This window comes from Pseudomonas crudilactis (assembly GCF_013433315.1).
Taxonomy (GTDB): Bacteria; Pseudomonadota; Gammaproteobacteria; order Pseudomonadales; family Pseudomonadaceae; genus Aquipseudomonas; species Aquipseudomonas crudilactis.
Map to the genome: position 1 here is coordinate 102,679 of NZ_WXVV01000018.1, position 13,398 is coordinate 116,076.

The 13,398-nt window shown below is 59.4% G+C and carries 14 protein-coding genes; 2 read left to right on the plus strand and 12 right to left on the minus strand.

The features are described from left to right. Window positions 1–102: 102 nt before the first annotated feature. From GTU76_RS19930 to GTU76_RS19975, 10 genes are all read right to left on the minus strand, one after another. Window positions 103–1,608 (minus strand): YdgA family protein, encoded by a 1,506-nt coding sequence (locus GTU76_RS19930; protein WP_180699401.1) that lies wholly within the window; start codon window positions 1,606–1,608, stop codon window positions 103–105. 292 nt (window positions 1,609–1,900) lie between these two features. Then, the gene (locus tag GTU76_RS19935) at window positions 1,901–2,536 is read right to left on the minus strand and encodes a hypothetical protein (protein ID WP_016987623.1); all 636 of its coding nucleotides are present in this window, start codon (window positions 2,534–2,536) and stop codon (window positions 1,901–1,903) included. A gap of 93 nt (window positions 2,537–2,629) precedes the next feature. Next, complete coding sequence (locus tag GTU76_RS19940; RefSeq protein ID WP_180699402.1) at window positions 2,630–4,072, minus strand: efflux transporter outer membrane subunit; 1,443 nt, start codon at window positions 4,070–4,072, stop codon at window positions 2,630–2,632. Next, window positions 4,069–4,971, minus strand: coding sequence for an efflux RND transporter periplasmic adaptor subunit (locus tag GTU76_RS19945; RefSeq protein ID WP_180699403.1), 903 nt, complete (start codon window positions 4,969–4,971; stop codon window positions 4,069–4,071). The genes GTU76_RS19940 and GTU76_RS19945 overlap by 4 nt, the downstream gene beginning before the upstream one ends. After that, window positions 4,968–5,177, minus strand: a complete 210-nt coding sequence (locus GTU76_RS19950) for a DUF1656 domain-containing protein (RefSeq protein ID WP_007917703.1) — start codon at window positions 5,175–5,177, stop codon at window positions 4,968–4,970. Before GTU76_RS19950 ends, GTU76_RS19945 begins: the two co-directional genes overlap by 4 nt. Further along, the gene (locus GTU76_RS19955; RefSeq protein WP_180699404.1) at window positions 5,174–7,237 is read right to left on the minus strand and encodes an FUSC family protein; all 2,064 of its coding nucleotides are present in this window, start codon (window positions 7,235–7,237) and stop codon (window positions 5,174–5,176) included. Before GTU76_RS19955 ends, GTU76_RS19950 begins: the two co-directional genes overlap by 4 nt. Then, window positions 7,234–7,662: a MarR family winged helix-turn-helix transcriptional regulator gene (locus GTU76_RS19960; protein ID WP_038367319.1), complete on the minus strand. Its 429-nt coding sequence runs from the start codon at window positions 7,660–7,662 to the stop codon at window positions 7,234–7,236. Before GTU76_RS19960 ends, GTU76_RS19955 begins: the two co-directional genes overlap by 4 nt. A gap of 117 nt (window positions 7,663–7,779) precedes the next feature. Further along, window positions 7,780–9,270, minus strand: a complete 1,491-nt coding sequence (locus GTU76_RS19965; protein WP_016983938.1) for a Fic family protein — start codon at window positions 9,268–9,270, stop codon at window positions 7,780–7,782. An 86-nt stretch (window positions 9,271–9,356) separates the two neighbouring features. After that, complete coding sequence (locus GTU76_RS19970) at window positions 9,357–9,602, minus strand: DUF2789 domain-containing protein (protein ID WP_175552834.1); 246 nt, start codon at window positions 9,600–9,602, stop codon at window positions 9,357–9,359. Window positions 9,603–9,730: 128 nt separating this feature from the next. Beyond that, the gene (locus GTU76_RS19975; protein ID WP_016983937.1) at window positions 9,731–10,192 is read right to left on the minus strand and encodes an aminoacyl-tRNA deacylase; all 462 of its coding nucleotides are present in this window, start codon (window positions 10,190–10,192) and stop codon (window positions 9,731–9,733) included. 174 nt (window positions 10,193–10,366) lie between these two features. Here GTU76_RS19975 and GTU76_RS19980 point away from each other — a divergent pair, with 174 nt between their 5' ends. Further along, on the plus strand, window positions 10,367–10,897 hold the full coding sequence (locus GTU76_RS19980; protein ID WP_016983936.1) for an NfeD family protein: 531 nt from the start codon (window positions 10,367–10,369) through the stop codon (window positions 10,895–10,897). Between the two features lie 2 nt (window positions 10,898–10,899). Then, entirely contained in the window at window positions 10,900–11,658 is a 759-nt protein-coding gene (locus GTU76_RS19985) for a slipin family protein (RefSeq protein ID WP_007917711.1), read from the plus strand. Here GTU76_RS19985 and GTU76_RS19990 read toward each other — a convergent pair. Together GTU76_RS19990 and GTU76_RS19995 are read right to left on the minus strand one after the other, a co-directional pair. Next, window positions 11,653–12,615, minus strand: a complete 963-nt coding sequence (locus GTU76_RS19990; protein ID WP_016983935.1) for a sulfotransferase family protein — start codon at window positions 12,613–12,615, stop codon at window positions 11,653–11,655. The genes GTU76_RS19985 and GTU76_RS19990 overlap by 6 nt on opposite strands. Continuing rightward, a complete protein-coding gene (locus tag GTU76_RS19995) occupies window positions 12,603–13,388 on the minus strand; it encodes an aspartyl/asparaginyl beta-hydroxylase domain-containing protein (protein ID WP_016983934.1) in 786 nt (261 codons plus the stop codon). Before GTU76_RS19995 ends, GTU76_RS19990 begins: the two co-directional genes overlap by 13 nt. Window positions 13,389–13,398: the final 10 nt, after the last annotated feature.

Below are 13,398 nucleotides of genomic sequence, written 5' to 3' on the forward strand. Positions count from 1 at the left end.
CGCGACGGCTTAGCCGGAACGCCAAAAACCCGAACACCAGACAGCAAAACGCCCGGCGTCCGTGCAATACGGAGGCCGGGCGTTGCTATTTAAAGCGCAGGATTACTGCACTTGCGTGACGCCTGCGAACTTGCTCATCAGGAAGCCGACGAACTGCTCGACGGTCATCTTCTGGCCGTTGAATTCGACCTGATTGGCGGCGTAATGCAGCTTGGTCACGACGTTGGTGCCGTCGACGACGGCCAACTGCGAACCGACCGCCATGCCGGCGAACATGTCGGCGGCTTCCTTGGACTGATCGACAATAGCCTTGGCATCGGTCTGACCGTCGAGTTGCGCCTGCACGCTGAGCAGATCAACCAGCATCGGCTTCGATACCTGGATATTCAGGTCAAGCAATGCAATCAGTTGTTTGCCCAGTTGATCCGGCGGCAAGTCCAACGATTGCGGCTTGGTCAGGTCGATCACCAGATTGGCCTTGCTCTCGCCGTTGGCGGTGTTGAACGAGAGGTTTTCCAGCGCGAACTGTGGGCCGGCGGCCAGCAGTTTTTGCAGATCGGCTTTGACCTGCGCATTTTCCGCTTCGGTCAGGTTCAGCTCCGGCGCTGGCAGGCCTTGGGCTGCTGCCTCGGCGGCGGCTTTTTCGTATGGCTGCAATTTGGTCTGGTAGATCTGCATCAGCGACATGGTCGACGGGATGTCGAGGTTTTTCAGGCTCATGGCCATATTGGCCGAGCCGATTTTCTTGTCGTTCAGGCTGACTTCGCCAACCTTGTAGTCAGCGCGGCCCGAGGCATTGCTGCCGTTTTCTTCGGTGAGGTTCTTCATTTCGAAGTTCTTCACACCGAGGACCGACTGCTTGGTGCCGAAAGTGGTTTTACTGTTGGTCAGCACCAGGGTGTTTTCCCCGGTGTAGTAGCCATAGCTGCTCTTGGCGAGGTTGCTGGCCAGGGTCAGACCGTTGAGTTCGACCTGCACCGGCGCCTGATCTTCAGCGACGGTGACCAGTTTCAGGTTGTCCATGTAGCCGTCCGCCTTGACCTTCTGCGCTTTGGCGTTGGCAGAAATGTTCATGGTCAGGCCGGAGAACTTCAGACTCGACTGCTCATCCAGTGCGGTTTCGAACGGCAGCAGATCGAGGGTGCTGGTGGTGGACTCGTCGTAGCCGATGCTGGTTACGCCTTTGAGCGGCGCGGCGCCCTTGGTCGCGGCGAACCATTTCTCGGTGGCCGGATTCTTTTCCAGCTCATAGTTGCTGGTGGCCATGACCGGCAGCCATTTCAGCGAAACCAGACGCGAGAACGGCAACGGACCATGCTCGATGTGGTCAACGAAGAGCAATTCGACTGGTTTGTCGCCAAACATCTCGCCTTCACCCTTGAGGCGATAGTGCGCGGTGCTGGTGAAGGTATGGCGTTCCAGCGACACCAACTCCAGCGACGCGCTGCCGTTGGAGCCGGCCATCGCGGTTTGCAGCTCTTGGTTGGCATTGCTGACGGCGTTGTTCAACACGCCTTCGATCTTGGTCCCGGTGTACCAGGCCCCGCCTGCGCTGATCGCGCCGATGGCAACAACAATTCCGAGAAGCACGCCTGCTGATTTATTCATGAATGACCTGATCGATTTCCGTGGCTGTGAGTGTGGTCGTCTTCCCTGAACCCGTGACCGGGTCGCGGCTCGACTGCGCTGAATTCAGCGATGGAGATTAGCACCGGGCGCGCAAGACGGCCCAATGTTTAAAGGTTAAAGAGTGTCTATGGGGGGAATGGACAATCGCTAGGCTGGAAGAGTTTCGCTGTTTTTTAGGACGCTATCGCGAGCAGGCTCACTCCTACAGGGAAACGCATTCCAAATGTAGGAGTGAGCCTGCTCGCGATGAGGCCGGTCGATTCAGCGAGATTCAGGAATACTGAACCTCAATCTCATCCAGCTGATGATCAAAGCTTTTCAGCCGCGCGGTCCAGGTATACACCAGCACTTCAAAGTCCCGATCGATCACCGCCCCGCCCGGCCCATCGGCGCGCGGATCGCAGAAATCCAGTTGATAGCGCTCACGGGCCATGGCCGTAGCGACATCGGACAGTTCACGGGCATTGTTGAGCCAGTGCCAGCCCTCGCCATCAATCTGCTTGTCGAGCTCCAGGCACTGTTTTTTCAGCGCTTCGAGGCTTTTTTCCAGCGGCGTGCCGGTGAGTTCGCCCATGACTTCGGCGAAGGTTCGCCCCGGTTGCCAGTAACTGCCCCAGAAATACCGGTCGAACACGGTTTCGACCCGGCGCAGGGCGACCTTGGTGTCCCAGATCAGAACGAGGGTTTTGCCCTGTTCAAGCTGACGTTTCTTCACCCGCTGCACCTGGAGCGACGCCCAGGCGACCACGACGATTGCCATGACCGCAATCAGCGCGACGGCGCTGTCGAGGAAAACCATGGCCTTGTCGATCTGGTGGGCCAGCATGATGCCGTAGAAATAGGTGGCCGAGAGCAGCACCAGCGCTGCGAGGGCGCACCAGAAGCCGAGAGCGTAAGGGTTTTTCATTATTGGTTTCCCCTAGACCAGCGCTAGCAATGTGCGCTGGAAGGGTGCTTTGCACGGGGCGCCCTTCCAACACTTCAAAGCATAGCAACGGCCTCAGGGTTTGCTGGGGCTTGGAGCGTGCGTTCGTCCGCTTTCCCAGCCGCCGCCCAAGGCGAGGAACAAATCGATCTGGCTCATCGCAACCTGGGTGTTGGCGGCGGCCAGTTGCGCGGTGACATCGGTGTAGGTGCGGGTCGCTTGCAGGTCGGCGAGAAACGACTCGCGGCCGGCCTGGAAGAAGCGGTGGGTCTGGTCTGCTGCCAGTTTCGCCGACTGCTCGGCATCGGCCAGCGCATCGCGACGTTGCAGCAGTGCGCTGTACTGGGCGAGGCCGGTTTGGGTTTCACGAATGGCGTTGAGCACCACACCGTCAAAATGCGCCAGCGCACCTTGGGTGGTCGCTTCGGCTTCACGGATGCGCGCACGGGCGCCGTTGGTCGGGACTTTCCAGCTCAGCGACGGGCCGAAGCCCCAACGGTTGGTCGACGGATCACCCAAGTCATCGATAAGACCAACAGTGCCGATGGTCGCGCCGATACTGATGTCCGGATACAACTCGCCAGTGGCGACGCCGATCCCGGCGGTCGAAGCGGCCAGACGACGTTCGGCCTGGCGAATGTCCGGGCGACGTTTGAGCAGCGCAGCGCCATCGCCGACCGGCACCAATTGGGCGATTTTCGGCAACTCGGCGCAGGTCGCGGTACCGGCGGGCAACTGATCAACCGGTTTCGCCAGCAACATCGACAAACGGAACAGCCCGGCCTGACGCGCGGCTTCATAACGCGGCAGTTCGGCGCGCAGGGATTTGAATTGGGTTTGCGAGCGAGTCACCTGAGTTTCATCACCACGGCCGGCATCGCGCAAACGCTGAATCAGCGTGGTGCCTTGCGATTGCAGGTCGAGAGAGTGCTGGGCGATTTCGCGCTCTTCGTTGGCCGCGCAGACTTGGGTGTAGGCGCGAACTACGTCGGCCACCAAGGTGATGCGTGCGGTGTCGGCGGCGGCCTGGGTCGCGTCGGCGTTGGCTTTGGCGCTTTCGATGCCGCGCTGCAACGTGCCCCACAGATCGAACTGATACGAAGCGCTGATGCCGATATCGCCAACGTTGTCCACCGGCACTTTCTCCGGCAACAAGAACGCCTGTCCGGACTCCTGCAAACGCTGGGCGCCCATTTTCACGCCAGCACTCCAGCCACCAGCGGCCTCGGCTTCGTCGACTTGGGCGCGAGCGCGCTGCAAGTTGGCGGCGGCGACGCGCAAATCGGTGTTGGAAGCCATGGCCTGCTGCACCAGTTGATCGAGGCGTGGGTCTTTATACAGCCGCCACCAATCCGCCGGCACCGGCGCCGACACCACCGGTTTACCCGCCACCGCCAGCTCACCCTGAAAATCCTTGCGCTGAACCGCTGCCTCCTCAGGCACGTGATAATCCGGCCCGACCATCTGACAGGCCGATAGCATCACGCCCAACCCGGCGATCATCAGCGCCCTGCTCATTGCGCGGGCTCCTGCTTTTTATCGTCGACTTTTGCGTCATCGATGATCGACACCGTGGCAGTGCGCCCGGCGATCATGCGGAAATCTTCCGGCACATCATCAAAGGCAATCCGCACCGGAATCCGCTGTGCCAGCCGCACCCAGCTGAACGCCGGGTTGACATTCGGCAGCAAATTGCTGCCACTGCTGCGGTCGCGGTCTTCGATACCGGCAACGATGCTTTCGACATGCCCGCGCAGCTTGGCGCGGTCACCGATCACGCGGATATCCACCGACTGGCCGACATGAATGCCGTCAAGTTTGGTCTCTTCGAAGTAGCCGTCGATATGGAACGAGTTGCTGTCGACCACCGACAACACCGGACGTCCGGCGGTGACGAATTCCTGCGGACGCGGCGCGCGGTCGTTGACATAGCCGTCCACCGGGCTGCGAATCACTGAGCGGTCGAGGTTGAGCTGAGCGCTGTCCACCGTGACCATAGCTTCGGCCAGCGCCGATTGCGCGCGGGCGACCTTCGACTGGCTTTCTTCCAGTTGCTCGGCCGGCACCAGATTGCCGAGGCCACGGTTACGCTTGGCTTCACGCTGGGCCTGAGCGAGGGTTTCTTCGCGATCAGCCACAGCCGCTTTGGCCTGACGCAAGGCCAGTTTGAAGCGATCCTGGTCGATGCTGAACAGCACCTGGCCGCGCTTGATCAACTGGTTGTCTTTCACTTCAACCTGCTGGATCAACCCGGACACGTCCGGGGCGATCTGGATAATGTCAGCGCGAATGTGGCCGTCGCGGGTCCATGGCGCGAACATGTAATACATCACCATGCGCCAGACGAGGACAACGGCAAAAGTCACGATCAGCAGGGTCAGTACTACGCGACCGATGGTCAAAAACGGTTTTTTCATGTCATCAGGTATCGACTGAGTGAGTCCACGCCGTACAGAAGTACCGCGTAGAGCGCCACGTTGAACAATGCCCGGTGCCAGACCAGACGGTAAAAGTGCACGCGCGTAAGCACGGCATGCACCAGCAAAAACAGCACATACGTGATGCCCATCAACACCAGCAGGGTCGGCAGGAAAATGCCGCTGATGTCCAGATCACCGATCATAGGGGCGCTCCATCGGGCAGCGGTTCTTCGGAGTCGGCGCTGGAGACGAATTCGACGCCGGGCAGCAACGCCAGACGCAAACCGCTCAAGGCGTGCAACAGGTTCAGACGGGTTTCATCGTCGCCGTGGCCATTGAGTGCGCGACGGGTGCGATCCAGAGTCATCAGCAGCGGGGCCGGCGCCGGCAAGCGTTCGCCGGCCTTGAGGCAGGCGCGGAAATACTCGCCGACTTCACTGACCACTTGCTGCAACAGCGCGTTCGGCGCGCCGGTCACCCGTGGGGTGTAGGCGAGCAAATCGAGCAGGTTCAGGCCGACGCGCACTTCGCGCATCGCGATGCCGGTGTCCTGGCCGGTGAGGGCCAGACGCGGCAAGTGCTGCATCAGTCGATCGAGCAACTGCACGCCCAATTTGCGGTGTTCGGCAAGGTTGGCCGGTTCGGTCATGTGGACGATGTCTTTCCAGCTGAAGCGGGTCAGGCGTTTGGCCGCCAGTTCGGCGCCGAACGGGCGTGCAACCAGCGTCCAGATAAACGCGAACAACAGCCCTAACGGACCCGCGAGGTTGGAGTTCACGAAGGCGAAAAAATCCGCATCGTAAGCGCCCTGAATACTGATGAATGAGGAGGTGTTGACCAGCGTCAGCAGCATGCCGAGGAAGAACCGCGGCTGTACCGTCAGGGTGCCGACGCAGATGAACGGGATGGAAAACGCCAACACCAGCATCGGGAAGTCATGCAGGTTGGGCAGAATCAAAAACAGATAAAGGCTGGCGAACAACACCGACATGCCAGTCCAGAAAAAGAACCGGTAAATCTGCGGTGCCGGGTCGTCCATCGAGGCGAAGAAGCTACAGGCCACCGCGGCGAGAATCACCGCGCTGCCGCCGTCCGGCCAGCCGAGCAGAATCCACAGCACCGAGGCGGTGATGATCGCCAGAACGGTCGAGGCCGCCGAGTAGAGCATCAGCCCACGATCAATGAACGGCGTCAGACGACCGAGGCGCCAGTGACGGTAGACCGCACGCCAGCTGTCCTGGCGCTCGCAGAGAATCGCGTCCTGCAGACTGCGACAGTCCTGCCATAAATCGATGAATTCGCCGAGGCGATAAATCGAGTTGGAGAACAGCAATTGCCTGCGATCCTCAAGCGCCTCGACGCTCGGTTGCAGGGCTTCGAGCTGATCTTTCAGCGCTTGCCAGCGGTCGAGATCGGCGTCCTGATGAGCGAGCCATTCGCGGGTTGCAGCCAGCAGCGGTGCGAATTTTTCCACCAGCTCTGGTGTGCGCCGCTCTAGGGCGTAGAGCGAATCTTCCAGCGCATCGATCACCGGTAATAGATGAATCATGCGCCCGCGCAATTCTTTGGTGTTGCGCACGGTTTGCGGTAGTGCGCCTTCGTGGGGCAACTGGCCGATCATCAATTCGAGACTGTTGAAGTTGGCAACCATGGCCATGCGCAGCGCAGTGACTTCTTCGGGCTGCACGTCGCGGCTGAGAAATTTCAGGCTGTAGGTCGTCGCGTCGGCGAACCACTTGCTCACCGCGTCGTTGAACACCGGCGCCAGACGGCGTGGCCAGAACATCGCGCCGACCACCGCAGCCACGGCGATGCCGAGGAAAATCTCTTCGGTCCGCGCTTCCGCCACGTCCCACACCGCCAGCGGGTTATCCACCACCGGCAAGGCAATCAGCGGCAGGGTGTAACCGGCGAGCATCAATGCATAGTTGTTGGCCGTGCGCAGTTGCAGGGACAGGAACAACAAAATGCCCGTCCACAGCGCGATGACCACCACCAGCACATACGGGCTCTGCACGAACATCGGCACGAAAAAAACCGCCGCCGCGGCACCGAGAAAAGTCCCAATGGCGCGGTACAAGGCCTTGGAACTGGTCGGCCCGAGAAACGGGCTGGAGACGATATACACCGTGGCCATCGCCCAATACGGACGCGGCATTTGCATGAGCAAGGCGATGTACAGCGCGATCATCGACGCTGCAAAAGTCCGCACCCCGTAGAACCAGTCACGGGCCGGCGGAATGCCGGAGAAAAAACCGTTCAAGAATTAACCACCCATGGCGGGTTGGCCGCCTCAAAAGCTCTGAGTACCCGAAGCGTAGCTTCCAGATCGCTTTGCTCGATGCCTTCGAGCACCTCGTGACGCAAGCGCACCAGTTCGATCTCGACCGCTTGCACCAGTTCACGACCGGTGTCGGTCAGGCTCAGGCATTTGGCCCGGCGATCCTGGGCATCTTCGGTGCGGCAGACGTAGCCGGAATGACACAGCTGATCGAGCAGACGCACCAGCGACGGACTCTCCATTCCGGCCGCCTGCGCCACCTGTACCTGGCGCACGCCCTCACCCAGACGCCCGATCATTAGCAGCGGGACCGCGCAGGCTTCAGAGATTCCATAGTTGACCAGCGTGGTCTGGCAGATCTTCCGCCAATGCCTGGCGGCCACCACCATGGCACTGCTGATGTTCATCTGGAGAGCGTCGAGATCGTTCGGCACGGGGAAATGCACACTGTTAGTTTGCTAACTATCAATATCGCATTGGAGGGGAATTTCAGTCAAGTTTTGAAACAAATTGCCTGTTCAGGGTTAGCCTACCGAATCGAAATCACCCGCTATCTGCTCAATGAAATCGAAAACCTCCTCCGGCACGCTGAACTGGAACTGCTTACGTCGATGCTTTGAAACTTTGTCACCGTTGTCCAGACACATCATTACCAGTTTCGAGAGGTCGCTCCCCCGTACGTCAAAACGCCCATTCACCTCTTTGATGACGTAGTCGTATTTTTCAAGAAACTCGGTCTCCTCGCGCAACTCCACTTCCAATGCTCGCAAGGCCATCTGCAAGGTAAATTCTGCACATTGAGTCCCGTCCCAGAATCGATAGATTGAGTCGTGCCCAATAAAATCGAAAGCCATCTGATCAGCGTCCAGCCAAGTGACATTCCAGAACTCTCTTGCTGGTTTCGAGAACTCCTTTAACGCTTCGAGATAGCCAGACTCTTCGTGTTTCATCGCTACGGAAACCGGTAACAACAAACCATTTTTTAGAGCGCCAGAGTGGCAAAGCGTCTGGTGAATCAGGAAACGTGAAAGTCGACCATTGCCATCCATGAACGGGTGAAGAAAGACAAACCCGAAAGCCACAACCGCTGCAGCTGTCAACGGATCAACCTGCTTGGCTGAGTGATTGGCAAAACTCATCAACTCGTCCATCAACTCCCTGCACAATTGCGGTGGAGGCGGGACATAGCTGACGCCAGCTGCGCCTCTCAAGCCGTTGTGTAAATGGTTCTGTTCATGACGGAAAAGCACAGCTTTATCGAAAGGATTGGAAACCGTACTGTTCTGCAACTCGACCAAATAGTCTTCGCTCAACTCTGTTCGCTCATGGGCTTGGCGGAGAAGCCGAACAAAACGTCGCGACTTTTCTTCGTTGGGCTCTTCTTTCTCAATGGCGAAAGAATCGCGGGTCTCATGCAGATAGGCCCAATTGATTGCCCGATCCATCATTTCCGGCGGCAACGTCGCCATAAAAGCCTGGGCTCGACCAAGGATGTCCAGATCAAGCAGCGCCTGCAGCTCCGTCGTACGCTCGACTGTGGCGCAGTAACGCATTGACCCCAACCCGTTAAAATCTACCCGCCAACGACTATTTCGAATTGCAGGCCCGGTGACATAACGCTTGGGATCAAACAAAGCGACAACGTTGCCCCGAACCGGTACGGAATATTCCAGCTGTTTGCCCGTGAAACTTTCCCAAAGAAAACAGGCCTTGCGGATAAATACCCCGTTAGGTGATCGGCTCAACTCACCTAGCAACTCGTCCGCTTCAACGGTTTCAAGCGCCTGAGCAAGAATGCACAGGTTTATTCCCTCATGCTTCAGAGCAAACAAGATGTGCTCAAGTGTCGAACCCTGTGCCGGCGCGACGCCGTTTGGAACCGCTAGACACTCACCGATCAAGGTAATCCGGGTAACCGGTTTGATCATCGCAATGCGCTTGGGGACAAATGCATTAAGCTTCAGCGCATCACGCAGGTGGGCATATCCAACAGTTGGCATCGTCATCGTCCACATAAAAAATTCACTGCGACGATTAAAGCCCAGTTTTTTTTACACCGCGCATGTTTTTTTTACATTTCAGCCTTTTCCTACAATTTTTTTTACATGCTTCTGCCCTTTCGCAACAACACATCCAACTGATCCACCACCTCCGCCCAGTCGGCGTCATCCAGAATCTCGTCCCGTAAAAACTGCGACTGGCTCTCCGTCCAAAAAAACGCATCAGCCAAATGCAGGTCGGGTTTGAGCGGGGAATGGGTGGCAATGAATTGGTCGATGCTGGTCGGGTCGTTGTCCAGGCCGAGTTGTTTGAACAGGGATGGGAGACTGTGGGTTGGTTGCTCCATTGCTGAGCTCCTTCAAAAATGGGGTGTGTGGAAGATTATTCGCGAGCAGGCTCGCTCCCACAGGGGAATGCGATCAACCTGTGGGAGCGAGCCTGCTCGCGAAGGCCTCAGTGCCGGCACCACAAAACCTAATCACTCAACTCCCGCACCTCGGCATGCGGCACCATTTTCAGAAACTCCGGCATGCTCATGTGCAGCAGATAGTTGTGGTTGCCCGCCTCCAGGTAAATATCCTTCTGCCGGGTCAGCAGCGGGTCGATGACCATGTCGAGCCCGTAGGAATCGCCCAGCGGCGGCACCGCGCCGCGTTCGCAGTCGTCGAAGATGTGCGCCAGATTGCTTTCGCGGGTCAGTTGCCATTCGCCACTGAGGCGCACCTTGCTCAGGTCCAGGTGACGACTGGCCGGCAGCACGGCCATCAGGTAGTGCCCGTGGTGGTCGTCGAGGATGATCGATTTGGCCACGCGCTCGGCGGGCACCCCGGCGACTCGTGCGGTTTCCAGGCTGCTCGATGAATGCCGGTGGGCGACGATGTCGTATTCGCAGTGCGCCCGGGTCAGGCTGCTTTGCACCTTTTTTGCCATTCGCATGATGCACCTCGGTGTCGCGCGGAAGGTTGTTGCTGTGTTTTTGAGTCTAGTTCGGCGGGCCGCTGGCGAAGGGAAATCCGCTCACCGGACACATCCGCACATTGATCAAAATTCATCCAGCCCAACCCTCAACTAGACTGAAAGAACCCGCCACTGACGCTCATGGAGAGTCACGTGAACAGCCGATGTTGTGCCTTCGCCCTGCTCCTGCTGACAAGCACATCCGCACTCGCCGCCGACACCTCATTGCCAGCCATGAGCCCGGTAGGTCTGTGGCTGATCACGCTGGGTATCGTGTTCCTGATCGCCGAAGCCGCACTGCCCAATTACGGCGTCATCGGCCTGGGCGGGATCATCATGTTCGTCATCGGCGCGCTGATCCTCAGCAACGCCGAACTGCCGGTGCCGATGATGATCGGCCTCGGTCTGATCAGCGCCCTGCTGTTGATCGCGCTGCTGATCCGCGCCCTGAAAACCCGACCGCGCCACGCCGTCAGTGGCGACGCCGGCCTGCTCGGCAGTGTGACCGCAATCACCACGGTGCAACCGGACGATGCCCGCAACGGCTGGGTGCAACTGCAAGGCGAACGCTGGCAAGTGCTCAGCGCCACCCCGCTGCAAACCGGGCAATCGGTGCGCGTGGTGGCGCGCAAGGGATTGTTGCTGCAAGTGGCCGCGACTGACGCGGCGACACTCGGAGAGTGATCATGGGTCTGCAAATCGGTTTTGTTGCGCTGCTGTTACTGGTCATCGCTTTGGCCGGTTCGACGTTTCGCATCCTGCGCGAATACGAGCGCGGCGTGGTGTTCCAGCTTGGCCGCTTCTGGCAGGTCAAAGGTCCCGGTCTGATCCTGCTGATTCCGGTGGTGCAGCAAATGGTCCGGGTTGACCTGCGCACGGTCGTGCTCGATGTGCCGCCGCAAGACGTGATCACCCGCGACAACGTGTCGGTGAAGGTCAACGCCGTGCTGTACTTCCGCGTGCTCGACCCGCAGAAGGCGATTATTCAGGTTGAAGATTATCTGTCAGCCACCAGCCAATTGGCGCAAACCACCCTGCGCGCCGTGCTCGGCAAGCACGAACTGGATGAACTGTTGGCCGAACGCGAGCAGTTGAACATCGACATTCAGCAAGTGCTCGACGCGCAGACCGATGCCTGGGGCATCAAGGTCGCCAACGTCGAGATCAAGCATGTCGACCTCAACGAATCGATGGTTCGCGCCATCGCCAAACAGGCCGAAGCCGAGCGCGAGCGGCGAGCCAAGGTGATCCACGCCGAAGGCGAGTTGCAGGCGTCGGAAAAACTCATGCAGGCAGCGGAAATGCTCGGTCGCCAGCCCGGCGCGATGCAGTTGCGTTATATGCAGACCTTGAGTTCGATTGCCGGTGACAAGAGTTCGACGATTGTCTTCCCGTTGCCGATCGAGTTGCTCAAGGGCATGGCGGATTTGTCCGGCAAGTCATGAAGCAAACGCAGTGGCACTCAGGCGAAGTTTTTCCAGCGCTTCATAGGGCGCACGGGTGCAGTTGTGCACGCGCGTTTGCAACAGTGCCGAAGCCTCGCGGCGCTTGTCTTCACCATCGGCAACAAACACTTGTGAAGGCTGTTTCGCATGCTGTGCGGTCGCTGTAAATACTTGCTGGCGCTGCGCTTCGCTCAAGCGGAAAAACCGCGCCAGACGATCGGCCATCGCCTCGGGCAGCTCGCTGTAATTCACCAGCAATCCCGCCGAATCCCGGCAATGCATCCACCCCGCCTCAAGCAACCGCCCCAGACGCCGGGCAATGAAATCTTCGCGCCCCTCAAACGGCAAGCCATCCTCCAGCACACAGTCGCCGAGCATCCCCGGCACCATGTGCATGCCCGGCCGGCGCAGATGAGAAACGGCAATTTCCAAAGGGTCGCGATAAAGAAACAGCCACGGCGTATCGGGGAAACATTCCTGTAGCAGCGGCCACTCACCAATGTTCCAGGCATCGAGCTTGATCACCAACCGTTGCTCAATGCCGCAACGGCGCTGCCCGTACGCAGAAAGCAATCCGCGAAGGGCGGCACGCCGTGCGCTTTCGGGTAAATCACTGCGTAATAGCGCATCGAGTGGCGGCGGCTCGGAGACCACGATGTGGTCATCGAGCCGCGCGAGCATCTGACTGATCAATGTCGAACCACAGCGCGAGGCGTGCAGAATGAATGCACTCGGCGCGAGCCCGGGGCTTTGCGCCTGCCAATCGCTCAGTGCCGACAGCGGCGTCTGCCGTCGAAAAGCCTGATTGAACGGCAGCCGCAGCGCATCCTCCACCGCCTCGCGAAAAAATGGTTGATGCAACGGCGTGTCACCGAACCAGCACCAATCCACCTGCCACTGCCCGGCGACCGGCCAGACCCGAATCGGCAACCAGCCGTCGAAGTTCAAGCGCTCCATTGTTCGTTCCACTGTCGCCGCCCGTTGCGCATTGCCGCGCGCAATTGCTCGCGGGAAAACCCCAGGCCACGTTCAGCGGCGAGTGCCAGCGTCCGGCTGATGAAGGCTTCTGGGTCGTGCAACGTCTGCAAGGCCTGCGACAGCGCAGCGTCCTCCGCGACCAGTGTCTGAAAGCATTGCAACGCGGTATCGGCCAAAACCGGCGCAGGTGTGCTCGGCAAGCCTTCGGTGATCATCTGCGCAAGCCAGGCACCGGGCCGGCAGTCGATGACCAGATGAACCCGCGCCGAGGTATCACGGTTATCCACGCGGTGCGGGCGAGCGAGATCGAGAAACCAGCATTCGCCTGCCTGCATGGGCATGCGTTGGCCGTCGAGCCAGAAATCGACGTGCGCTGGACTGAGCAACGGAATATGCAGGCGCACATCGGCCTGCAGGCCCTCCAGATCGTAATCGCGATGCTCATGGATTTGCCCGCCCGGGCCCAGGCGCAGCAGCCGGGCGCTGACGATATCCAGCGACAGATTGCGCAGCCCCTGTCGCCAGCGCTCATCCCGCAGCCAAGGCGCGCGTTGCAGCGGTACGCCGCGACCGGGCGACAACTCGGTCAGCGCATCGGCCGCTGAAATCAGCGCGACACCGCTCCAGTCACCCGAGAAATACTCAGCATTGAAGTGACTGCGCCAAGCGTCGTCGGCAATCGCCTCCAGTGCTTGCAACAGCAGCGGCAAATCCACCGTCACCGGCAGGCGCGCAAACGCCGGCCGGTTCATGGTTGCACCC